Here is a 20,647-nt window from a genome sequence, read left to right as displayed (position 1 = left end):
CGTGATCCCGCTCGACGACACCGCCCTGCGGGGGCTCCTGATCGCCGTCGTCGTCCTGCCGCTGCTCGGTGCGCTCGCCGCACTGCTGCCGGCGCCGCCCGGCCTGCGCGGCCGCGGCCCGGACCAGGCGGTACTGCGGCACGGGGTGACCGTCACCGGCGCCGTACTCGTTCTCACCGTCCTGCTGGCTGTCGGCTTCGACCACGACCGGCCGGGCACCATGCAGGCCGAGTCGGACGTCAGCTGGATTCCCGCCCTGGGCGTGCGGCTGCACCTGGGCACCGACGGCGTGTCGCTGCCGCTGCTCGTCCTCACCGCACTGCTGACGTTCCTGTGCGCGCTCTACAGTTACGCCAAAATGCCGCAGGGGCCGAGCCCCAAGGCGTTCGTCGCACTGCTGCTCCTGCTGGAGTGCGGAACGCTCGCCACGTTCGCCGTGCTCGACCTGATGCTCTTCTTCCTGGCGTTCGAGACGGTGCTCGTCCCGATGTACTTCCTCATCGCCCGATGGGGCGGCGAGGGAAGGGGCCCGGCGGCGTGGAAGTTCGTCCTGTACACGCTCCTCGGCTCCGTGGTGATGCTGCTCGGGCTGCTGGTTCTCGGCCTGAACGCCGGTACGTTCGACATGGTGCGACTCGCCGAAGCGCACGGGTCGGGCCTGGGCCACACCACCCAGGTGATCGCAGCCCTGGCCATCGGCCTCGGCCTGGCCGTCAAGGCGCCCATGTGGCCCCTGCACAGCTGGCTCCCCGACGCGCACACGGCGGCGCCCACCGTGGGCTCCGTCCTGCTGGCGGGCGTGCTGCTGAAAATGGGCACCTACGGGTTCGTACGGATCGTGCTGCCGGGCGTGCCGGACGGTGCGCACACGTTCGCTCCCTACCTGGCCGCGTTCGCCGTCGCGGGCATCATCTACGGGTCGCTCGCCTGCCTCGCTCTTGCGAGAAAGGGCGCCAAGGGCGACCTCAAGCGGCTGATCGCGTACTCCTCCGTCGGCCACATGGGCTTCGTCCTGCTGGGCATCGCCACGCTCACCCACACGGGTGTGAACGGCGCCCTCTACGCGAACCTCGCGCACGGCCTCGTCACCGGCCTGCTGTTCTTCCTCGTCGGCGCGCTCAAGGACCGCACGGGCACCAGCGACCTCGACACCCTGGCCGGCATCACCGGGGGCGCTCTCTACGGGAGGGCGCCACGCCTCGGCGGGCTGCTCGCCTTCGGTGCGGTGGCCTCCCTGGGGCTGCCCGGGCTGGCCGGCTTCTGGGGCGAGTTGCTGGCACTGCTGGGCGCCTATCACCCGGCGGCGGGACTCAGCAGGCCCGCCTTCCTGGTGTTCCTGGCCCTCGGCGCCCTGGGCACCCTGCTGACCGCCGCGTACCTGCTCCTCGTGGTGCGCCGCGTATGCATGGGAGACCCTGCCGAGGCGCGCGCGGAGGGCCTGGCCACCGTGCCGGATGTGCGTGGTTACGAGTACGCAGCCTGGACGCCCCTGGTCGTCCTCACCGTCGTCGCCGGCCTGTGGCCCGGGGCCCTCCTCGGGCTGATGGACCCGGCCGTCCAGAGCCTGCTGCCAGGAGTGACCCGATGACAGCGCTCACCGCACCACAGGACGCCCACGCGCACGGTGTCGATCTCGCCGCCGGCGGTCACCTCGTGCAGAGCATCGACTGGGCGGCCGTCGCACCGCCCGTCATCGTCGCGCTCGCCGCGCTGGTCGTCCTCGTGGCCGATCTGTTCCTGGCCGAGCGCCACAAGGGGCTGCTCGGATGGCTGTCGGCCCTCGCGCTGGGCAGTGCCGGGCTGACGCTGCTGCCGTTGATCGGTGACGACCGCACCACCTTCTGCCTCACCTCGGCGAGCCGTGACTGCAGCTACGTCGCGGACACCTTCGCCCTCACCGTGCAGCTTCTCGTCCTGGGCGGCGCCTTTGTGACCGCGCTGCTGTCCATCACAGCCGTACGCCAGGAACAGCTGCCCGCGGGGGAGTTCTGGTTCCTGCTGCTCTCCTCGGCGTCCGGCGCCGCGCTGCTGCCCGCCTCACGCGACCTGGCGACCCTCGTCGTCGCCCTGGAGGTCGCCTCGCTCCCGGCGTTCGCCCTGGTCGGCCTCCGGCGCGGCGAGCGGCTCTCGTCCGAGGCGGCGCTGAAGTTCTTCCTGTCCTCCGTCACGGCCACAGCCGTGATGCTGCTCGGCGTCAGCTTCGTCTACGCCGCCACCGGCAGCATGCATCTGGGCACCGTCGCGCAGGCGCTGCCCGAGGTCGACAGCCGGCTGAGCACCCTCGCGGCGACCGGTGTGGCACTCACACTGGTGGGCTTCGCCTTCAAGACCGCCGCCGCACCGTTCCACTTCTGGGTGCCGGACACCTATGTGGGCGCCCCGGTGCCGGTTGCCGCCTATCTGTCGGTCATCGGCAAGGCGGCGGGGTTCTCCGGGCTGATCCTGGTCGCCGTACGAGCCTTCCCCTCGTACGCGGACGCCTGGGGGCCCGTGCTTGCGGTGCTCGCCGCACTGACGATGAGCGTCGGCAACCTGGGCGCACTGCGTCAGCGCGCCGACCGCGCCCATGGAGCCGTCCGGCTGCTCGCCTGGTCGTCGGTCGGACAGGCGGGCTATCTGCTCGTCCCGATCGCCGCCGCAGGGTACGCGGACGAGCCGGACCGCGCGGTGGGCGCGACGCTCGCCTATGCGCTGATGTACGCCGTCGTGAACCTGGGCGCCTTCGCCGTCGTCGCCGCCGTCCAGCCGTACGGTTCAAACGGCCGTCTGGCGGACTACCGCGGCCTGGCCAGGACGCACCCGCTCGCCGCCGCGGCGCTGGCCTTCTTCCTGCTGTGCCTGGCCGGACTGCCGCCGGGTGTCGTCGGGCTGTTCGCGAAGGTCACCGTCTTCCAGGCGGCCGTGGACGCGGGCCTGGGCTGGCTCGCCGTCGTGATGGCCCTCAACGTGGTCATCGCCCTTGTGTACTACCTCACATGGACGGCGCTGCTCTTCCGCCCCGTCGCCGCCGAGCCGGCTGCTGAGGCCCCCGGCGGGGTGGCCGGAGAGGTGGTCGGCGGGGCGGCCGCCGGGCCGGCAGCGGCAGCGGTCCCCGCTCTCCCACGCCTTTCCGTGCCCCTCGCGGTGACTGTCGCGCTGACCGGGGCGCTCGCCCTGGCCGCCTCGGGGGCGCCGCAGCTGGTGCTCAGGTTCGCCGGTACCGCGCTGTTCTGAGCGCTCGCGCCGGCAGGGCACAGCGGAACCACACCGGAAGCACACCGGGGGAACTGAGAACGCCCACTCTCCGTTGACGAAAACGGGAGGGTCCACTGGACGGGGCTGCTGAGGGCGGAAGGTCTGCCCGGCTCAGGGCTCCGCGGCACCATCTGGAGGGCGTACCGTGCACCGCCGGCACAACGGGCTGAGGACAGCTCTGCTCCTCGGAGGGCTGTCCGCTCTCATCGTCGTCATCGGGAGCTTCTTCGGCACCACCGGCCTGGTGATCGCACTGCTGGTCGCGCTTGGCACCAACGCCTACGCGTACTGGAACAGCGACAAGCTCGCACTGCGCGCCATGCGGGCCCGCCCGGTCAGCGAGTTCGAGGCCCCGCAGTTGTACCGCATGGTCCGGGAGCTGTCCACGGCCGCGCGGCAGCCCATGCCGCGGCTCTACATCTCGCCCACCCAGGCACCCAACGCCTTCGCCACCGGCCGCAATCCGCGCAACGCCGCGGTGTGCTGTACGGACGGCATCCTGCGCCTGCTGGACGAGCGCGAGCTGCGCGGCGTCCTGGGCCATGAGCTCAGCCACGTCTACAACCGCGACATCCTCATCTCCTCCATCGCGGGCGCCCTGGCCTCCGTGGTGCTGTTCCTGGTCAACTTCGCCTGGCTGATCCCCTTCGGGCGCTCCGACGACGACGAGGGGCCGGGCCTGTTCGGCATGCTGCTGATCATGCTGCTGGGCCCGCTCGCCGCCTCCCTCATCCAGCTCGCCGTCTCCCGCTCCCGCGAGTACGAGGCGGACGCCTCCGGCGCACAGCTCACCGGCGATCCCTTGGCGCTCGCCTCCGCGCTGCGCAAGCTGGAGGCGGGCACGGCGCAGCTGCCCCTGCCGCCGGAGCCCCGGCTGGAGACCGCGAGCCATATGATGATCGCCAACCCCTTCCGCAGGGGCGAGGGCGGGATGACGAAACTTTTCTCCACCCACCCGCCGATGGCGGAGCGTGTCGCCCGGCTGGAGAAGATGGCAGGCTGGCGAGAGTGAGAACTCTCCTCAACCTCATCTGGCTGATCCTGTCCGGGCTGTGGATGGCCCTCGGCTACGTCCTGGCGGGAGTCGTCTGCTGCATTCTGATCATCACGATCCCCTGGGGCCTGGCGTGCTTCCGTATCGCCGCCTACGCGCTGTGGCCGTTCGGCAGGACGGTCGTGCAGCGCCCGGACGCGGGGGCCGCGTCCGGTGCGGGGAACATCGTCTGGCTCGTCTTCGCGGGCATCTGGCTCGCGATCGGCCACATCACCATGGGCGCGGCGCTCTGCGTGACCATCATCGGCATCCCCTTCGGGCTGGCCCACTTCAAGATGATCCCGGTCTCACTGATGCCCCTGGGCCGCGAGATCGTCCCCAGCGGCGCCCAGGCGGCCTACCCGGGATACCGCTGGTAGGGCTCACACCCCCCCGCTCGGCCGCGGCGCAGGCCGTAGCCGAGCGGGCCGGTGACGCTCTGGGCACCCGGTGACGCTCCACACCCCCGGTGAGGGCTCACGCGCCCGATCGACGACGCGTACGCCCGCCGATGGCGGGCCCGCGCGCTCCACCGAGGCCGCACCGAGGTGCACGGAGACGCCCTGAAGTGCAAAAGGACGCACCGGGTGCACCGAGACGCACCGGGTGCACCGAGACGCCCCGGGGAGCACCGAGACGCCTCGAGGGGCACCGAGGCGCACCGAGACACACCAAGTGGTGCGCGAACCTCAGCGGAAGTTCACGTACTGCAGGGCGAAGTCGAAGTCCTTGCCCTTGAGCAGGGCGATGACTTCCTGAAGGCTGTCCCGGCTCTTGGACGTCACCCGCAGTTCGTCGCCCTGCACCTGGGCCTTGACGCCCTTGGGCCCCTCGTCCCGGATCACCTTCGCGACCTTTTTCGCGTTCTCCTGGGAGATGCCCTCCTGGAGCGACGCGGAGATGCGGTACTCCTTCCCGGATGCCTGCGGTTCCCCGGTGTCCAGCGCCTTCAGCGAGATGCCGCGCTTGATCAGCTTGGACTGGAAGATGTCGAGCACGGCCTTCACTCGCTCCTCCGAGTTCGCCCGCATCTCGATCCGCTCGCCCGACCACGCGATGGAGGCGTCCACACCCTTGAAGTCGTAGCGCTGGGAGATCTCCTTCGCGGCCTGGTTCAGCGCGTTGTCGACCTCCTGCCGCTCGACCTTCGAGACGATGTCGAAACTGGAGTCGGCCATGGTGAGTTGGCTCCTCGTACATAGATCCGGCAGAAAACGGCCCACGAGGGCCGTGCGCAAAGCCTAGCCACCCGCATCGGCGGCCCGGCTCCGGCTGGCGAGGGGCGTCGCGAGCAGCACCCGAGGGGCCGTTGGGCGGACGCGTCCAGCGGCTCTCCCCCGACTGATCAACCGGGTGGCGAACCACCCCCGGCCATCGGGTATGGTTTACACCGTTGCCAAGGCGCACCGCCCCGAGCGGGGTGTCGGGCAGCAATCCCAGGCGGTGTGCCCGAGCGGCCAAAGGGAGCAGACTGTAAATCTGCCGGCTCAGCCTTCCTAGGTTCGAATCCTAGCGCCGCCACAGCAGGGAGCGGCCCCCTCGCGTCAGCGCGAGGGGGCCGCTTTTCGTTGGTGGCTGTGTCGGTCGGGTGGGGGTCTCGGCTGGGTCAGCCGGCTTCTACTCCGGCGATTTCGTCGATCGCCTCAGGGATCGGCATGCGGCCGCCCACCAGTTCCAGGGTCAGGCCGGCGGTGCGGGGTTCGTCGAGGAGCGCCATGAGGACGGCTGCGACGTCGTCCCTGGTCACCTCGGAGCGGCCGGTCTCGGGGGCGAGGTGGACACGGCCGGTGCCCGGGTCGTCGGTCAGGCGGCCGGGGCGCAGGACGGTCCAGTCGAGGCGGTCGCGGGCCCGCAGGTCGTCGTCGGCGGCGCCCTTGGCGCGCAGGTAGTCGGCGAAGACGGGGTCCATGCCCTCGGGGGTGCCGCGCAGTGCGGCGTCGGCGCGCATCGCGGAGACCATGAGATAGCGCCGTACGCCGGCTGCCTCGGCGGCGTCCGCGAACAGTACGGCTGCCTTGTGGTCGACCGTCTCCTTGCGTGCGCTGCCGCTGCCGGGTCCGGCTCCGGCTGCGAAGACGGCCGCGTCGGCGCCCTCCAGGTGCCGGGCGACCTCTTCGACGCTCGCCGTCTCGAGGTCGCACACGACGGGTTCGGCGCCCGCTGCCAAGAGGGCGCTCGCCTGTTCCGGGCGGCGTACGATGCCCGCCACTCCGTCCCCGCGCCCGGCGAGCAGCCGCTCCAGCCGCAGTGCGATCTGACCGTGTCCACCAGCGATGACTGTGCGCATGTCTCGACCGTACGCCTCTCGTGGGAGCCATCGGCGCACCCGGTGGGTCAGCCCTGCGATTGACGGGGGAGTCCCAATTCGCGTGCCCCCACCAGGTCGCAGTACTCGCGTACGGCGCTGGTGCGTGCCACCACGCGCCCCCGGTGGACGACGATCCGGCTGTAGGCGAGCGACAGTGCTCCGGTCAGTTCGGTGCCGCGGACCGCGAGCAGTTCGGCGGGGAAGCCGGCTTCGACACGTACCTCGGGCAGCCCCATCGCGGCGCGTGCGCGGGTGCTGACGGCCTCGTAGGCGCCGTGCGGGCGTGCCTCGCCGTGGGAGGCGAGCAGGTAGGCGGCCTCCAACGGGTCGCCCCTCGCGACCTGGTTGGCGGCGTCCCGCAGGGCACCGCTGCCCGCGGCGACCGTGACTCCGGCCGCCGTCAGCACCCGTACGGGGGCCGTCCGGTAGGGCACGGTGGGGGTGGGGCGCTCCAGGACGCCGCAGTTGCCCTGCGGAAGGCAGACCACGGTCACTCCGGCGGCGGCCAGTTGGCCCGCGGAGCGCTGCGCCACCTGGTGCGGCAGCCGGGCGAGTCCGCCGCACGGGCCGATGGTGACGCCGGGCCGCAGTCCGCCGACCGCCGCCGCCAGTCGGGCGAGGCGCGCCGGGTCGCTGCCGTCGGTGTGCAGGTCCACCGGGCAGCCGTGCTCGGCGGCGACCTCCAGCACCGCTTCCACGTAGCCGCCGGGGTCCGGGTCCAGGTCGGGACAGCCGCCGACCGCAGCAGCGCCCATCTTGACCGCGTCCCGCAGCATCGAGAGTCCCTCGGCGCCCGCCGCACCGGTCAGCAGCCGGGGCACGGCGACGGCGCTCAGGTCCACCAGGCCGCGCAGCGCTCTGCGGGCCTGCAGCACCGCGGCCAGGGAGCGGAGTCCGGCGACGTCCCCGATGTGCACATGGGTGCGCAGCGCGGTCGCGCCCTGGCTGAGCTGGAGGAGGGCGGCTTCGGTGGTGCGCCGCTGTACGTCCTCGGCGGCGAGCTCCGTGGGGGGTGCGGGGGGTTCGGCGGTCAGTGCGGTGTCGTAGTGCGCGTGGGGTTCGGCGGGGGCGGGGAGCAGCAGGTAGCCCGACAGATCGATACGGGTGGCGCTGTCCTGCCCGGTTCCGAGGCTGCCGGCTGTGCCGACGGCTTCGATGCGTTCGCCGACGAGCCGTACGTCGACGGTGCGGCCGTCCGCGAGCCGTGCGCCGCACAGCACGAGGGAGCGTGCCGGGCGGGCGGAATGCCGGGCGGCGGCGTCGCGGAAATCCCGGCCCGCCTTTTCCGGCTCCTGCGGCTCGCTGTCGGTCATCTGGCTCCCACGTCGCATCTGGAGATGAGCGTATGACGCGCCGTGAGCGGCGGCGGGGAGGAGACGAATAGTCGTACCGGTGTGGTGCCGGAGCCGGTCGGGGCGGGTGGTGAGGGGCGCGGGCGGGAGGCGGTACCGGGTGCTGAGGGAGTGCGGTATCGGCGCCTGAGGGGGCTGAAACCGGCCGCCTGAGGCAGCCGGTACCGGGTACACGGGAGGGAGCACGTACCGGCACGATCCGGGACAAGATCGTGGCGCGGCGGCGGCGCGAATACCGATTTCACGTTTGGCGGCGGGACGTGTAATGTCTTCACCGCTCGCCCCAATAGCTCAGTCGGCAGAGCGTCTCCATGGTAAGGAGAAGGTCAACGGTTCGATTCCGTTTTGGGGCTCTGATGTGAGAGATCTTCCGTCGGGAGGTCGCCGCATCGTGGCGGTGTAGCTCAGTCGGTAGAGCAAGCGGCTCATAATCGCTGTGTCACCGGTTCAAGTCCGGTCACCGCTACTTCACCGACAGTAGCCGATTGTGGGGTCGGTCCTCCGATCGGCTACTCTTTCTGCGTTAAAACCCGTCCGTTCGTCAAGGAGCACTCAACGTGGCTGCCACAGACGTCCGCCCGAAGATCACGCTGGCCTGCGTGGAGTGCAAGGAGCGGAACTACATCACGAAGAAGAACCGGCGCAACAACCCGGACAGGCTTGAGATGAAGAAGTTCTGCCCGCGCGACAACCGGCACACGGTGCACCGCGAGACGCGCTGATTCCTCTCATGCTCTGAGGCCGTCCCCGCTCGTCGGGGTCGGCCTCGTGCTGTGTCCGGATGCCGCCTCGTGCCTGCGTCCGGACCCCTGGCCACGGCTCCGGGCTCCGGACACCGCTCCGGTACGGGACGCCGCTCCGGTACGGGACCGCCCCGGGCGCCCGACGTCCGCGAACCCGTGCCCGCCGTGTAGAAGAAGCCGCATCCGCTGTGTAACCGCCACACTGCCGCAGGAGGCGCCGCCGATGGCACTCGATCAGTCTTTCGTCGGGCGGACGTACCCGCCCAGCAGGCCGTACGAGGTCGCCCGGGAGAAGATCCGCGAGTTCGCCGAGGCCATCGGTGACGACAATCCCGCCTACACGGACGCCGAGGCGGCCAAGGCGCTCGGTCACCCGGACGTGATCGCCCCTCCCACTTTTGTGTTCACCGTCACCTTCCAGGAGGCGGCGAATGTGATCCGCGACCCGAAGCTGGGCCTGGACTACGACCGAGTGGTGCACGGGGACCAGCGGTTCGCCTACCACCGTCCCGTCCGCGCCGGGGACCGGCTCTCCGTCACCTCCACCATCGAGGGGATCAAGTCCCTGGCCGGCAACGAGATCCTCGACATCCGGGGCGAGGTCTCGGACGCGGCGGGCGAACCGGTGGTGACCGTCTTCACCAAGCTGGTGGCACGTGCGGCGGAAGCCGCCGAGGGGGAGTGACCGGGATGACCGCGAAGATCGCCTACGCCGACGTCGAGGTGGGCACCGAACTGCCTTCCCGCACCTTCCCGGTTGACCGCGCCCGGCTGGTCAGATACGCCGGTGCCTCCGGGGACTTCAACCCCATCCACTGGAATGAACGGTTCGCCAAGGACGTCGGCCTGCCCGATGTCATCGCGCACGGCATGTTCACCATGGCCGAGGCCGCGCGGGTGGTGACCGACTGGACGGGCGACCCCGGCGCGCTGGTGGAGTACGGCGCGCGCTTCACCAAGCCGGTCGTCGTACCGGACGACGACGCGGGTGCGGCCATCGAGGTGACCGCCAAGGTGGCCAAGAAGCTGGACGACGAGGCCCGTACGGTGCGGGTGGACCTGACGGTCACCAGCGCCGGCGCCAAGGTGCTGGGCATGTCCCGCGCTGTCGTCCGGCTCGCCTGAGGCACCCGACCCCGCCCCAACCCCCCAGGTCGCCTGAGACCCGTACCCACCTCGCACCGGCCGCCCCTCGGCGGCGGCCGGTGCGCCGTGGCGCGTACGCCCCCGTACTCTGGAGCGCGTGCAGGAACTCTACGTTGACTCCGGTGTCCCTCTGGTCTCGCTCGCCCCGCTGACGACGCTGCGCCTGGGTGGGCCGGCCCAGCGGCTGGTCACGGCGACCACCGACGACGAGGTGATCGCGGCGGTCCGCGAGGCCGACGACAGCGGCACACCGCTGTTGATCATCGCGGGCGGCAGCAACCTCGTCATCGCCGACGAGGGCTTCCCCGGCACCGTTCTGCACATCGCGACCAGCGGCTTCTCGCTCTCCGGCACGAGCCTGGAGCTGGCGGCGGGCGAGAACTGGTCGGACGCCGTGGCGCGTACGGTCGAGGCGGGGCTGGCCGGTGTCGAGTGCCTGGCCGGTATTCCGGGCTCCGCAGGCGCCACGCCCATCCAGAACGTGGGAGCGTACGGCCAGGAGGTCTCCAGCACGCTCACCGAGGTCGTCGCCTACGACCGGCTGACCCGCGAGACGGTCACGCTCACCAACGCCGAGTGCGGCTTCTCCTACCGGCACAGCCGGTTCAAGGCCGACCACTCGCGCCATGTTGTGCTGCGGGTCCGCTTCGCCCTGGAGGACGCGGAAGGGCTGTCCGCGCCCATCAAGTACGCGGAGACGGCACGCCTCCTCGGCGTCGAGCCGGGCGACCGCGTACCGGCCGACGCCGCGCGGAAGGCCGTGCTGCGGCTGCGCGCGGGGAAGGGCATGGTGCTCGACCCGGAGGACCACGACACCTGGTCGGCCGGCTCCTTCTTCACCAATCCGATCCTGGACGACGCCGACTTCGCCGTCTTCGTCGAACGGGTGCGCGACCGGCTCGGACCCGAGGTGGCGCCGCCCGCGTTCCCTGCCGGGGAGGGGCGCACCAAGACCTCGGCGGCCTGGCTCATCGACAAGGCGGGCTTCACCAAGGGGTACGGCCAGGGACCGGCCCGGATCTCCACCAAGCACACCCTGGCGCTCACCAACCGCGGCTCGGCCACCACGGCCGACCTGCTCGCGCTGGCCCGCGAGGTGCGCGAGGGGGTTCAGGCCGCATTCGGTGTCACCCTCACCAACGAGCCGGTGATGGTCGGCTGCGCGCTGTAGACGGCGCCGCGCATACCGGGGCTCAGTTGGCCACCCCGATGACCTTCCGCTCGGTGTCCGGGTTGTCGACCATCGTCAGCATCGCGGCCGCGAGGTCCGCGCGGGTGACGCGGAGGCGCCCCGGTACGGCGGAGCCCTCGCGCTGCTGCCACTGACCGGTGGCGGGCCGGTCGGTCAGCTGCGGCGGTCGCACCACTGTCCACCGCAGTGCGCTGGACCTGATCTCCTCCTCCATCACGGCCAGGTCCGCGTAGATGTTCTGGAACGCGCGGCGCACCAAGGGCAGCACCACAGCGCGGTGGAACCGACCCTCGTCGTGCGGCTGGGTGCCCACAGGTGCCGCGCTGACGGCGATGCAGCGCTCCACGCCCTCCGCCTGGAGGGCGCTCAGGATCGCGCGGGTCCCGGTCGAGGCGATGCCCGCACCCTTGTTGGTGGGGGAGCCGAGCGCCGAGAGCGCGGCGTCCGCGCCCGCGACCAGGGGACGCAGCGCCTCGGGGTCCCGTACGTCGGCGGCGGCGACCTCCAGCAGGTCGTGCCGTACGGGGAGCCGCTCGGGGTTCCGTACCACCGCTGTCACCTTGTGGCCCGCGTCCAGCGCCCGTCGTACCAGTTGCCGGCCGGTGCCGCCGGTGGCGCCGAAGATCGTGTAGCGCATGCCGTTGTGCCTCTCCTGTGCCACTCCGCGGCGTTCCGCCGAGGGTGGGTGAGTATTCACTTACCGCTAGAGTGGGTGAATGTCCACTCGCGAGTCAACCCAGCGGGCCCGGCCCACCCGGGAGCGCATCCTGGACGCCGCCGACCACCTGCTGCGCACCATCGGCCTGGCCCGCACCACGACCAAGGAGATCGCCCGCGAGGCCGGCTGCTCGGAGGCCGCGCTCTACAAGCACTTCTCCGGCAAGGAGGAGATCTTCGTCCGCGTGCTGCACGACCGGCTGCCCCGCCTCAACCCGCTGCTGAGCGAGCTGGCGCAGGACCCCGGAGAGCGCGGGCTGGAGCGCAATCTGACCGAGATCGCCGAGCACGCGGCCCTCTTCTACGAGCAGAGCGTCCCCATCGCCGCCTCGCTGTTCGCCGAACCGGTCCTCAAGCGCCGCCACTTCGAGGGCGTACGCGAACTCGGTGCGGGACCCCGCACTCCGCTGGTGGCCCTCGCCGCCTATCTGCGCGCCGAGCGCGCACGCGGCGCGGTACGGTCCGACGCCGACGTGGACGCCGCCGCCGCGCTCTTGCTGGGCGCCTGCTCACAGCGCGCCTTCCTCTACGACTTCGCCGCGGGTGAGCGCCCCGACCAACCGCTCGCCGACTTCGTGCGCGGCCTGGTGAGCACCCTGCTGCACGGCCTGGCCCCGCGATGAGAGCCGCGCGCTAGCCGGGCTCGGCGGCCAGCCAGGCGTCGATGTCGGCCAGCACCGCGTCCCGCACGTCCGGAGGCATCGAGGCGCCGCGTACCGACTGCCGGGCCAGCTCGGCCAGCTCCGCGTCGGAGAACCCGTGCTCGCGGCGCACCAGTTCGTACTGCGCAGCCAGCCGCGAGCCGAACAGCAGCGGGTCGTCGGCGCCCAGCGCCATCGGCACGCCCGCGTCCCACAGCGCCCGTACGGGTACGTCCTCGACCTTGTCGTAGACGCCCAGCGCCACATTGGAGGCGGGGCACACCTCGCAGGTCACCTGCCGTTCAGCCAGCCGCGCCAGCAGCCAGGGGTCCTCGGCGGCGCGCACCCCGTGCCCGACGCGGGTGGCGCGCAGATCGTCCAGGCAGTCCCGTACGCTGCCGGGCCCCGACAGCTCGCCCCCGTGCGGTGCCGCGAGCAGCCCGCCCTCCCTGGCGATGGCGAAGGCGCGGTCGAAGTCGCGTGCGAAGCCGCGCCGTTCGTCGTTGGAAAGCCCGAAGCCGACGATGCCGCGGTCCCGGTAGCGCACCGCGAGCCGGGCCAGTGTGCGGGCGTCCAGCGGGTGCTTCATCCGGTTCGCCGCCACCAGTACGCGGATGCGGAGCCCGGTCTGCCGGGAGGCCGACTCGACCGCGTCCAGGATGATCTCCAGCGCGGGGATGAGACCGCCGAGCCGGGGCGCGTAGGAGGTGGGGTCGACCTGGATCTCCAGCCAGCGGGAGCCGTCCCGTACGTCCTCCTGGGCCGCCTCGCGCACCAGGCGCTGGATGTCCTCCGGTTCCCGCAGACAGGACCGCGCGATGTCGTAGAGCCGCTGGAACCGGAACCAGCCGCGCTCGTCGGTCGCGCGCAGCTTGGGAGGCTCGCCACCGCTGAGCGCGTCCGGCAGGTGCACGCCGTACTTGTCGGCCAGCTCCAGCAGCGTGGAGGGTCGCATCGACCCCGTGAAGTGCAGGTGCAGGTGGGCTTTCGGCAGCGTACGCAGATCCCGCTCTCCGGAAGAGTGCAACATCCCAAGATCCTGCCGCATCCGACCGCCGGGAAGGTAGCCGGTTCCCGTCAAGGGGACGGTCCGAATACGCGAGCGGGCCCGGGGCATCCGCCCGGGCCCGCCCGCAGGAGACCGCTGTCTCAGTTGTCCCAGCTGCCCCAGCTGTCTCAGTCCTGGGCCTCGGCCAGCAGCTTCTGGATTCTGGAGACGCCCTCCACCAGGTCCTCGTCGCCCAGCGCGTAGGACAGCCGCAGGTAGCCGGGGGTGCCGAAGGCTTCACCCGGTACGACCGCGACCTCGACCTCTTCCAGGATCAGCGCGGCCAGCTCGACGGTGGTGGCGGGCCGCTTGCCGCGGATCTCCTTGCCGAGCAGCGCCTTGACCGACGGGTAGGCGTAGAACGCGCCCTCGGGCTCCGGGCACAGCACACCGTCGATCTCGTTCAGCATCCGCACGATGGTGCGACGGCGCCGGTCGAACGCCTCGCGCATCGCGGATACGGCGTCCAGGTCGCCGGAGACGGCGGCCAGTGCGGCGGCCTGCGAGACGTTGCTGACGTTGGAGGTGGCGTGCGACTGCAGGTTGGTCGCGGCCTTGATCACGTCCTTCGGGCCGATCAGCCAGCCCACGCGCCAGCCCGTCATGGCGTACGTCTTGGCCACGCCGTTGACGACCACGCACTTGTCGCGCAGCTCGGGCACGATCGCCGGGAGCGAGGTGAACTGCGCGTCGCCGTAGACCAGGTGCTCGTAGATCTCGTCGGTGAGCACCCACAGCCCGTGCTCGACCGCCCAGCGGCCGATCTCCTCGACCTGCTCGCGCGGGTAGACGGCGCCGGTCGGGTTGGAGGGCGAGACGAACAGCAGCACCTTCGTCTTCTCGGTGCGGGCTGCCTCCAGCTGGTCGACCGAGACCCGGTAGCCGGTCGTCTCGTCCGCGGTCACCTCGACCGGGACGCCGCCCGCGAGCCGGATGGACTCGGGGTAGGTGGTCCAGTACGGAGCGGGCACGATGACCTCGTCGCCCGGGTCGAGCAGCGCGGCGAACGCCTCGTAGATGGCCTGCTTGCCGCCGTTGGTGACCAGCACCTGGGACGCGTCGATCTCGTAACCGGAGTCGCGGAGCGTCTTGTCGGCCAGCGCGGACTTCAGTTCGGGAAGTCCGCCGGCGGGGGAGTAGCGGTGGTTCTTCGGGTCGCGCGCCGCGTTCACGGCCGCCTCGACGATGTAGTCGGGCGTCGGGAAGTCGGGTTCGCCGGCGCCGAAGCCGATCACCGGTCGGCCGGCGGCCTTCAGCGCCTTTGCCTTGGCGTCCACGGCCAGCGTCGCGGACTCGGAGATCGCGCTGATACGGGCCGAAAGACGTCGCTCGGACGGGGACTGTGCAGGGGGAGTCGCTGCGCTCATACAGGCATGTTCCCAGACCGGGCGGCGGCGGGGCACCGGGGTTCGGCGGCGGCTGGATCACATCGGCGGCACATCGGCGGCACGTGGGCAACACGGCGAAGGAGGGCGACAGCGGCACATCCTGTTCGACGCCCGGCCGCAGAGCACGTACAATCTCACGTCGTTGGCCTTCAACCGTCACTCACCGTCTGCGCGTGGAGCGCACTCCATGCGACCGCGTGGATGCGGTAGGTTGAGGGAGACACAAAGGGTCGTAGCTCAATTGGTAGAGCACTGGTCTCCAAAACCAGCGGTTGGGGGTTCGAGTCCCTCCGGCCCTGCTACACACACGTCGCCGAGGTGTGTGCTTGCGTACTGTGTACATGGAATGCACTGAATTGCACCGCCGTGCGGCCGGGCCGGACGCCGCAGGGCAACGACCCGGATCAGGTGAGGACGAGTGACGGAGATCACGGATACCACCGAGGTCCCCGAGCCCGGAGGGTCGTCCGAAGGCAAGAAGCCCCGCAAGGGCGGAAAGCGGGCGAAGAAGGGGCCGGTGGCCCGGCTCGCGCTTTTCTACCGCCAGATCGTCGCGGAGCTCCGGAAGGTCGTCTGGCCGACGCGGCAGCAGCTCTCCACGTACACGAGCGTGGTGATCGTCTTTGTCATCATCATCATCGCTTTGGTGTTCGTGATTGACTATGGGCTGACCGAAGTCATGAAACACGTCTTCGGCTGACCCTCCGCGAAGAGCCCCCTCCGCGGGGCTTTCCGCGTGTTCGACCCCTTGAAGCCAGGAAGAAGCAGCCACCGTGTCTGAGCCGAACATGAACGATGCCGTCGAGCCCGCGGAGGGCGACGACACGGCGCGCGACATCGTCGAGGCAGCGGACAGCAGCGTCGACCGTGCGGAAGCCGCCGAGAGCGCTGCCGGTGAGCCCGCCGAGGAGGCCGCCGTCCGCGAGGAGGGCGAGGCCGAGGCCACGGCCCCCTCCGACGCCTCGGACGAGGAGACCGACGAGGCCGCAGCCGAAGAGGCTGCCGAGGCGGAGGCCGCAGGGGCCGAGGAAGCGGCTCAGGCCGAGGAGGAGCAGGTCGACCCCGTCGCCCAGCTCCGCGACGAGCTGCGCCACCTGCCCGGCGAGTGGTACGTGATCCACACGTACGCCGGCTACGAGAACCGCGTGAAGACCAACCTGGAGCAGCGCGCCGTCTCGCTCAACGTCGAGGACTTCATCTTCCAGGCCGAGGTGCCGCAGGAAGAGGTCGTCCAGATCAAGAACGGCGACCGCCGCACCGTGCGCCAGAACAAGCTGCCCGGCTATGTGCTGGTCCGGATGGATCTGACCAACGAGTCGTGGGGCGTCGTCCGCAACACCCCCGGTGTCACCGGCTTCGTCGGCAACGCCTACGACCCGTACCCGCTGACCCTCGACGAGATCGTCAAGATGCTCGCGCCGGAGGCCGAGGAGAAGGCCGCCAAGGCCGCCGCGGCCGACGAGGAGGGCAAGCCCGCGGGTGGTCCCGGCCGCAAGGTCGAGGTCCAGGTGCTCGACTTCGAGGTCGGCGACTCGGTCACCGTCACCGACGGCCCGTTCGCCACCCTCCAGGCGACCATCAACGAGATCAACGCCGACTCGAAGAAGGTCAAGGGCCTTGTCGAGATCTTCGGCCGCGAGACCCCGGTCGAGCTGAGCTTCGACCAGATCCAGAAGAACTGACTCACCGGCCCCGGCGGGAGCCCAGGGGCGGGAAAACAGCTTCCGGTCAGGTCAGGAAGGCGCTCGCGCCCTTCCTGACCTGCTCGGTTTCAAGCCGCGGAACGGTACGGGCTATCGTTGTGCGGTATGCCTCCGCCCGGGTGAAGGGTGGGGGAGTCGCAACTCACCAGGACCCGGAGAGAACATGCCTCCCAAGAAGAAGAAGGTCGCGGGGCTGATCAAGCTCCAGATCCAGGCCGGCGCCGCCAACCCGGCTCCGCCGGTCGGTCCGGCGCTGGGTCAGCACGGCGTCAACATCATGGAGTTCTGCAAGGCGTACAACGCCGCGACCGAGTCGCAGCGTGGCTGGGTGATCCCGGTGGAGATCACGGTCTACGAGGACCGCTCCTTCACCTTCATCACCAAGACGCCGCCGGCCTCGAAGATGATCCTCAAGGCCGCGGGTGTGGAGAAGGGCTCCGGCACCCCGCACAGCACCAAGGTCGCCAAGATCACCCGCGACCAGGTGCGCGAGATCGCCACGACCAAGATGCCCGACCTCAACGCGAACGACCTGGACCAGGCGGAGAAGATCATCGCCGGTACCGCCCGTTCCATGGGTGTGACCGTCGAGGGCTGAGCCCCCGGCACCGGCATCTGACCCCATCCCCGTGGCAGGGCCAAGCGCTGGCCCGCACCACGACTCCATACCATCAGGAGCAGCAGTGAAGCGCAGCAAGACTCTCCGCGAAGCGGACTCGAAGATCGACAGGACGCGGCAGTACGCGCCCCTGGAGGCCGTCCGCCTCGCCAAGGAGACCTCCACGAAGAACTTCGACGCGACCGTCGAGGTCGCCATGCGCCTGGGCGTCGACCCGCGCAAGGCCGACCAGATGGTCCGCGGCACCGTCAACCTCCCGCACGGCACCGGTAAGACCGCCCGGGTCCTGGTCTTCGCGACCGGCGACCGTGCTGCGGCGGCGGAGGCCGCTGGGGCCGACATCGTCGGCTCCGACGAACTCATCGAGGAGGTCGCCGGCGGCCGTCTCGACTTCGACGCCGTCGTCGCCACCCCGGACCTGATGGGCAAGGTCGGCCGCCTCGGCCGGGTGCTCGGTCCGCGTGGTCTGATGCCGAACCCGAAGACCGGCACCGTCACCCCCGATGTCGCCAAGGCCGTCGGCGACATCAAGGGCGGCAAGATCGAGTTCCGTGTCGACAAGCACGCCAACCTGCACTTCATCATCGGCAAGGCGTCCTTCGACGAGCAGCAGCTCGTCGAGAACTACGCCGCGGCCCTTGAGGAGATCACCAGGCTGAAGCCCGCGGCGGCGAAGGGCCGGTACATCAAGAAGGCTTCCTTCACCACCACCATGGGCCCCGGCATCCCGGTCGACCCGAACCGCACCCGCAACCTCCTGGTCGAGGAGGACCCGGCCGCGGCCTGATCCGCGACCGGCCCGCAGGCGCCCGAAGGCCGGTGCCCGCCCCGCACGGGGTGGGCACCGGCCTTCGCCGTTTCCGTACGGGGGTTTCGCCGCTACCGCTCGGGAACCCCTCCCAGTGGTTGCGTCGTCTACGACGTTGCATAAGGTGCCGGTGAACACGGGGGCCCAGGGTGGGCCCGCCCACAACGAGGGGGAGTCCCATGCGGAACACCAGGTTGGCCGCGGCTGCGGCGGGAATCGCGCTGATGGCGGGCCTGACGGCGTGCGGCAGCGAGAAGTCGGGGGGCGGTGGCGACAACAGCGCCAAGGGCGGCGACTCGCCCGTCCAGAGCGCCCTCGCGGCCCTGAAGAAGGCGTCGACGGCCACGGACAAGCAGAACTCTGCCAAGGTCGAGGGCGTCAACAAGCAGACGGCCCAGGGCCGCACCATGAACACCAGCATGAAGGGCGCCTTCGACTGGTCCGGTGGCGGTATGAAGGGCCAGGCCGACCTCACCATGGGCACGGGCGGCCAGGCGAAGGCGATCTACCTGCCCGACGCGATGTACGTCGCGCCCGCCACCGGTGCCCCCGGCGGCAAGAAGTGGATGAAGTACGACTACGACACACTGGCCGAGAAGGGCGGCGCCTCGGGCGCCATGCTCAAGGACCAGATGCAGAACAACAACCCGGCGCGCTCGGTCCAGCTGGTACTGGCCTCGGGCAAGGTCAAGGCGCTCGGCACCGAGACGGTCCGCGGCAAGAAGACCACGCACTACTCGGGCACGATATCCGTCTCCGAGCTGACCCGGATGCAGTCGAAGGACCTCTCCGAGAGCGACCTGCAGGCGCTGGAGCGGCAGTTCAAGCAGCAGGGTCTGAAGAAGGAGAAGATCGATCTGTGGATCGATCAGGACGACCTGCTGGTCAAGAAGCGCGAGGTGGCCAAGAGCACCGACGGTGCGACGAGCGTGGACGCCACCAACTTCTACACCGACTACGGCACCACGGTGACGGTTGAGGCTCCGCCCGCCGGGGAGACGACGGACGCCGCTGCCGCGATGGGTGGCAACAGCCTCAGCTGAGCCGCGAGCCGCGCCCCGCGAGCGCGCCGCAGGCGTGTTGCACCGGCGCACCCGCGCACCCGCGCAGTCGCACTGGCGCGTTGCGCCCGCACAGGCTCCAGGGCCCGGGACCGGATTTGCCGGTCCCGGGCCCCTTCGCGTAATCTCCTTACGAAGCCAAAGACCGCTGGTCGTCGTCGTGCGCACACAGAGCGCCGACGGCCGAAGGATCCGCTCGCTGCGGACGACCCGCGCAGGTGAATGAGGAAGAACTCCCGAGGTGCGGCATGCACTCCGGTCGAGTCCACGCCCCATGCGCCTGCGCTGGGGCGTTTGTTGTGTTCGCCCCTTCCGAGCGGTCCTCATCACCCGGAAGGAGGCCGAGGCCCATGGCGAGGGACCAGATCGCTCCCGACAAGATCGCAGCCGTCAACGAGATCACGGACAAGTTCCGTGGCTCGAACGCCGCTGTGGTCACCGCGTACACCGGACTCTCCGTGGCCCAGCTCAAGGAGCTGCGCCGTGCGCTCGGTGACAACGCTCAGTACCGAGTGGTGAAGAACACGCTGACCAAGATCGCGGCCAAGGAGGCCGGGATCAACGAGCTCGACGAGTTCCTGACGGGCTCCTCGGCTGTCGCCTTCGTGACCGGTGACCCGGTCGAGGCGGCGAAGGGTCTCCGTGACTTCGCCAAGGAGAACCCCGCCCTCGTGATCAAGGGCGGCATCGTCGACGGCGCGCTGTACGGCGCCGACGACCTCAAGAAGCTCGCGGACCTCGAGTCCCGTGAGGTGCTGCTCGCCAAGCTGGCCGGTGGCATGAAGGCGTCCATGGCCAAGGCCGCGGCGACCTTCCAGGCCCCGCTCTCGAAGTTCGTCCGCACCGCGGACGCGCTTCGCAGCAAGGTCGAAGAGCAGGGCGGTGCCGACACCACGGCTCCCGCCGAGACCGAGTCCGAGTAAGTGCCGTCCCCGGTGGCCCGCAGGCGCGGGTGACCGGCCGGACCGGTAACCGACGGTACTCGGTCACAGCGGGCCGTAAGCCCGCCGACATATTGATCCGGCACCAGCCGACTGAAGTGGAAGGACCACAACCATGGCGAAGCTCAGCCAGGACGAACTGCTTGCCCAGTTCGAGGAGATGACCCTCATCGAGCTGTCGGACTTCGTGAAGAAGTTCGAGGAGAAGTTCGACGTCGAGGCCGCTGCCCCGGCCGCCGCCGTCGTCGCAGCCCCGGGTGGCGGCGCTGCCGCCGCCGAGGCCGAGCCCGAGCAGGACGAGTTCGACGTCATCCTGACCGGCGCCGGCGACAAGAAGATCCAGGTCATCAAGGTCGTGCGTGAGCTGACCTCGCTGGGTCTGAAGGAGGCCAAGGAGCTCGTGGACGGCACCCCGAAGCCGGTCCTCGAGAAGGTCGCCAAGGACGCCGCCGACAAGGCCAAGGAGTCCCTCGAGGGCGCCGGCGCCTCGGTCGAGGTCAAGTGACCCTGACTCGATGAGTCATCGGCTCCCGGTACGGCGGCTTCCTCGTAGGGCCGCCGGGCCGCGGAGTCATCGCGGTGAACCGCGGGCTACCCCGCGCGGGTAGCCGTACCGCGAAGGGCGATCACCCAGACGGGTGGTCGCCCTTCGCCGTTGCTGGACGGTCGCGCCCTGAGTGGGCGACGGCGGGTATGGTGATCTTCGTTGCTCC

Annotated in this window: 22 protein-coding genes and 4 tRNA genes; 20 read left to right on the top strand and 6 right to left on the bottom strand. The window is 70.4% G+C overall.

Annotated features, from left to right (window positions below; translation table 11 throughout):
- The first annotated feature begins 1 nt into the window (after position 1).
- From JW592_RS22525 to JW592_RS22510, 4 genes are all read left to right on the top strand, one after another.
- Positions 2-1,588 carry a complex I subunit 4 family protein gene (locus tag JW592_RS22525; protein WP_209267013.1) on the top strand — a complete coding sequence of 529 codons (1,587 nt, stop codon included), beginning with the start codon at positions 2-4 and terminating at the stop codon, positions 1,586-1,588.
- The gene (locus JW592_RS22520; RefSeq protein WP_209267012.1) at positions 1,585-3,213 is read left to right on the top strand and encodes an NADH-quinone oxidoreductase subunit N; all 1,629 of its coding nucleotides are present in this window, start codon (positions 1,585-1,587) and stop codon (positions 3,211-3,213) included. Before JW592_RS22525 ends, JW592_RS22520 begins: the two co-directional genes overlap by 4 nt.
- Positions 3,214-3,379: 166 nt before the next feature.
- Complete coding sequence (htpX, locus tag JW592_RS22515; RefSeq protein ID WP_209267011.1) at positions 3,380-4,246, top strand: zinc metalloprotease HtpX; 867 nt, start codon at positions 3,380-3,382, stop codon at positions 4,244-4,246.
- Positions 4,243-4,647 carry a YccF domain-containing protein gene (locus JW592_RS22510; protein ID WP_209267010.1) on the top strand — a complete coding sequence of 135 codons (405 nt, stop codon included), beginning with the start codon at positions 4,243-4,245 and terminating at the stop codon, positions 4,645-4,647. The genes htpX and JW592_RS22510 overlap by 4 nt, the downstream gene beginning before the upstream one ends.
- 309 nt (positions 4,648-4,956) lie before the next feature.
- Here the strand turns inward: JW592_RS22510 and JW592_RS22505 are convergent, their stop codons facing one another.
- Positions 4,957-5,445: a YajQ family cyclic di-GMP-binding protein gene (locus JW592_RS22505; protein ID WP_209267009.1), complete on the bottom strand. Its 489-nt coding sequence runs from the start codon at positions 5,443-5,445 to the stop codon at positions 4,957-4,959.
- A 261-nt stretch (positions 5,446-5,706) separates the two neighbouring features.
- Between JW592_RS22505 and JW592_RS22500 the strand changes: the two genes are divergently transcribed.
- Positions 5,707-5,788: transfer RNA gene (locus tag JW592_RS22500), tRNA-Tyr, on the top strand.
- An 85-nt stretch (positions 5,789-5,873) separates the two neighbouring features.
- Here JW592_RS22500 and JW592_RS22495 read toward each other — a convergent pair.
- Together JW592_RS22495 and JW592_RS22490 are read right to left on the bottom strand one after the other, a co-directional pair.
- On the bottom strand, positions 5,874-6,554 hold the full coding sequence (locus JW592_RS22495; protein WP_209267008.1) for an NAD(P)H-binding protein: 681 nt from the start codon (positions 6,552-6,554) through the stop codon (positions 5,874-5,876).
- Positions 6,555-6,601: 47 nt separating this feature from the next.
- Positions 6,602-7,888: an amidohydrolase family protein gene (locus JW592_RS22490; protein WP_209267007.1), complete on the bottom strand. Its 1,287-nt coding sequence runs from the start codon at positions 7,886-7,888 to the stop codon at positions 6,602-6,604.
- A 319-nt stretch (positions 7,889-8,207) separates the two neighbouring features.
- Between JW592_RS22490 and JW592_RS22485 the strand changes: the two genes are divergently transcribed.
- The 6 genes from JW592_RS22485 (at position 8,208) to JW592_RS22460 (ending at position 10,987) form a co-directional block, all read left to right on the top strand.
- Positions 8,208-8,280, top strand: a tRNA-Thr gene (locus JW592_RS22485).
- A 40-nt stretch (positions 8,281-8,320) separates the two neighbouring features.
- Positions 8,321-8,393: transfer RNA gene (locus JW592_RS22480), tRNA-Met, on the top strand.
- 91 nt (positions 8,394-8,484) lie between these two features.
- Positions 8,485-8,649 (top strand): 50S ribosomal protein L33, encoded by a 165-nt coding sequence (gene rpmG / locus JW592_RS22475; RefSeq protein ID WP_019354206.1) that lies wholly within the window; start codon positions 8,485-8,487, stop codon positions 8,647-8,649.
- A gap of 244 nt (positions 8,650-8,893) precedes the next feature.
- On the top strand, positions 8,894-9,355 hold the full coding sequence (locus tag JW592_RS22470) for a MaoC family dehydratase N-terminal domain-containing protein (RefSeq protein WP_209267006.1): 462 nt from the start codon (positions 8,894-8,896) through the stop codon (positions 9,353-9,355).
- A 5-nt stretch (positions 9,356-9,360) separates the two neighbouring features.
- Positions 9,361-9,795 carry a MaoC family dehydratase gene (locus JW592_RS22465; RefSeq protein ID WP_209267005.1) on the top strand — a complete coding sequence of 145 codons (435 nt, stop codon included), beginning with the start codon at positions 9,361-9,363 and terminating at the stop codon, positions 9,793-9,795.
- A gap of 118 nt (positions 9,796-9,913) precedes the next feature.
- Positions 9,914-10,987 carry a UDP-N-acetylmuramate dehydrogenase gene (locus tag JW592_RS22460; protein WP_209267004.1) on the top strand — a complete coding sequence of 358 codons (1,074 nt, stop codon included), beginning with the start codon at positions 9,914-9,916 and terminating at the stop codon, positions 10,985-10,987.
- 22 nt (positions 10,988-11,009) lie between these two features.
- Here the strand turns inward: JW592_RS22460 and JW592_RS22455 are convergent, their stop codons facing one another.
- Positions 11,010-11,645 carry an NAD(P)-dependent oxidoreductase gene (locus JW592_RS22455; RefSeq protein WP_209267003.1) on the bottom strand — a complete coding sequence of 212 codons (636 nt, stop codon included), beginning with the start codon at positions 11,643-11,645 and terminating at the stop codon, positions 11,010-11,012.
- Between the two features lie 79 nt (positions 11,646-11,724).
- Between JW592_RS22455 and JW592_RS22450 the strand changes: the two genes are divergently transcribed.
- A complete protein-coding gene (locus JW592_RS22450; protein WP_209267002.1) occupies positions 11,725-12,348 on the top strand; it encodes a TetR/AcrR family transcriptional regulator in 624 nt (207 codons plus the stop codon).
- A 10-nt stretch (positions 12,349-12,358) separates the two neighbouring features.
- Here the strand turns inward: JW592_RS22450 and JW592_RS22445 are convergent, their stop codons facing one another.
- Positions 12,359-13,414: an adenosine deaminase gene (locus JW592_RS22445; RefSeq protein WP_209267001.1), complete on the bottom strand. Its 1,056-nt coding sequence runs from the start codon at positions 13,412-13,414 to the stop codon at positions 12,359-12,361.
- A gap of 128 nt (positions 13,415-13,542) precedes the next feature.
- Positions 13,543-14,781 (bottom strand): pyridoxal phosphate-dependent aminotransferase, encoded by a 1,239-nt coding sequence (locus JW592_RS22440; RefSeq protein WP_209267000.1) that lies wholly within the window; start codon positions 14,779-14,781, stop codon positions 13,543-13,545.
- Between the two features lie 247 nt (positions 14,782-15,028).
- On the opposite strand from JW592_RS22440, the gene JW592_RS22435 reads away from it, so the two are divergent.
- The 8 genes from JW592_RS22435 (at position 15,029) to rplL (ending at position 20,439) form a co-directional block, all read left to right on the top strand.
- Positions 15,029-15,101, top strand: a tRNA-Trp gene (locus JW592_RS22435).
- A gap of 119 nt (positions 15,102-15,220) precedes the next feature.
- Positions 15,221-15,502 carry a preprotein translocase subunit SecE gene (secE, locus tag JW592_RS22430; protein WP_099883449.1) on the top strand — a complete coding sequence of 94 codons (282 nt, stop codon included), beginning with the start codon at positions 15,221-15,223 and terminating at the stop codon, positions 15,500-15,502.
- A 73-nt stretch (positions 15,503-15,575) separates the two neighbouring features.
- Positions 15,576-16,484 (top strand): transcription termination/antitermination protein NusG, encoded by a 909-nt coding sequence (gene nusG, locus JW592_RS22425; RefSeq protein ID WP_209266999.1) that lies wholly within the window; start codon positions 15,576-15,578, stop codon positions 16,482-16,484.
- 184 nt (positions 16,485-16,668) lie between these two features.
- Entirely contained in the window at positions 16,669-17,103 is a 435-nt protein-coding gene (rplK, locus tag JW592_RS22420) for a 50S ribosomal protein L11 (protein ID WP_209266998.1), read from the top strand.
- An 85-nt stretch (positions 17,104-17,188) separates the two neighbouring features.
- Positions 17,189-17,911, top strand: coding sequence for a 50S ribosomal protein L1 (rplA, locus tag JW592_RS22415; RefSeq protein WP_209266997.1), 723 nt, complete (start codon positions 17,189-17,191; stop codon positions 17,909-17,911).
- A gap of 200 nt (positions 17,912-18,111) precedes the next feature.
- Positions 18,112-18,975: an SCO4651 family lipoprotein gene (locus JW592_RS22410; protein WP_209266996.1), complete on the top strand. Its 864-nt coding sequence runs from the start codon at positions 18,112-18,114 to the stop codon at positions 18,973-18,975.
- 368 nt (positions 18,976-19,343) lie between these two features.
- Positions 19,344-19,916 carry a 50S ribosomal protein L10 gene (gene rplJ / locus JW592_RS22405; RefSeq protein WP_209266995.1) on the top strand — a complete coding sequence of 191 codons (573 nt, stop codon included), beginning with the start codon at positions 19,344-19,346 and terminating at the stop codon, positions 19,914-19,916.
- Between the two features lie 133 nt (positions 19,917-20,049).
- Positions 20,050-20,439, top strand: coding sequence for a 50S ribosomal protein L7/L12 (gene rplL, locus JW592_RS22400; RefSeq protein WP_209266994.1), 390 nt, complete (start codon positions 20,050-20,052; stop codon positions 20,437-20,439).
- Positions 20,440-20,647: the final 208 nt, after the last annotated feature.

This window comes from Streptomyces spirodelae, from assembly GCF_017676385.1.
GTDB lineage: Bacteria > Actinomycetota > Actinomycetes > Streptomycetales > Streptomycetaceae > Streptomyces > Streptomyces spirodelae.
The sequence above is the reverse complement of the archived record's forward strand: the minus strand, read 5'-3'. Positions and strand labels throughout refer to the sequence as shown.

Bases quoted from the DNA above. Each gene is read 5' to 3' on its own strand.
- JW592_RS22520 (WP_209267012.1), top strand. From the start codon at position 1,585: ATGACAGCGCTCACCGCACCACAGGACGCCCACGCGCACGGTGTCGAT.
- JW592_RS22505 (WP_209267009.1), bottom strand. From the start codon at position 5,445: ATGGCCGACTCCAGTTTCGACATCGTCTCGAAGGTCGAGCGGCAGGAG.
- JW592_RS22495 (WP_209267008.1), bottom strand. From the start codon at position 6,554: ATGCGCACAGTCATCGCTGGTGGACACGGTCAGATCGCACTGCGGCTG.
- JW592_RS22490 (WP_209267007.1), bottom strand. From the start codon at position 7,888: ATGACCGACAGCGAGCCGCAGGAGCCGGAAAAGGCGGGCCGGGATTTC.
- JW592_RS22470 (WP_209267006.1), top strand. From the start codon at position 8,894: ATGGCACTCGATCAGTCTTTCGTCGGGCGGACGTACCCGCCCAGCAGG.
- JW592_RS22465 (WP_209267005.1), top strand. From the start codon at position 9,361: ATGACCGCGAAGATCGCCTACGCCGACGTCGAGGTGGGCACCGAACTG.
- JW592_RS22455 (WP_209267003.1), bottom strand. From the start codon at position 11,645: ATGCGCTACACGATCTTCGGCGCCACCGGCGGCACCGGCCGGCAACTG.
- JW592_RS22450 (WP_209267002.1), top strand. From the start codon at position 11,725: ATGTCCACTCGCGAGTCAACCCAGCGGGCCCGGCCCACCCGGGAGCGC.
- JW592_RS22445 (WP_209267001.1), bottom strand. From the start codon at position 13,414: ATGCGGCAGGATCTTGGGATGTTGCACTCTTCCGGAGAGCGGGATCTG.
- JW592_RS22440 (WP_209267000.1), bottom strand. From the start codon at position 14,781: ATGAGCGCAGCGACTCCCCCTGCACAGTCCCCGTCCGAGCGACGTCTT.
- rplK (WP_209266998.1), top strand. From the start codon at position 16,669: ATGCCTCCCAAGAAGAAGAAGGTCGCGGGGCTGATCAAGCTCCAGATC.
- JW592_RS22410 (WP_209266996.1), top strand. From the start codon at position 18,112: ATGCGGAACACCAGGTTGGCCGCGGCTGCGGCGGGAATCGCGCTGATG.
- rplJ (WP_209266995.1), top strand. From the start codon at position 19,344: ATGGCGAGGGACCAGATCGCTCCCGACAAGATCGCAGCCGTCAACGAG.
- rplL (WP_209266994.1), top strand. From the start codon at position 20,050: ATGGCGAAGCTCAGCCAGGACGAACTGCTTGCCCAGTTCGAGGAGATG.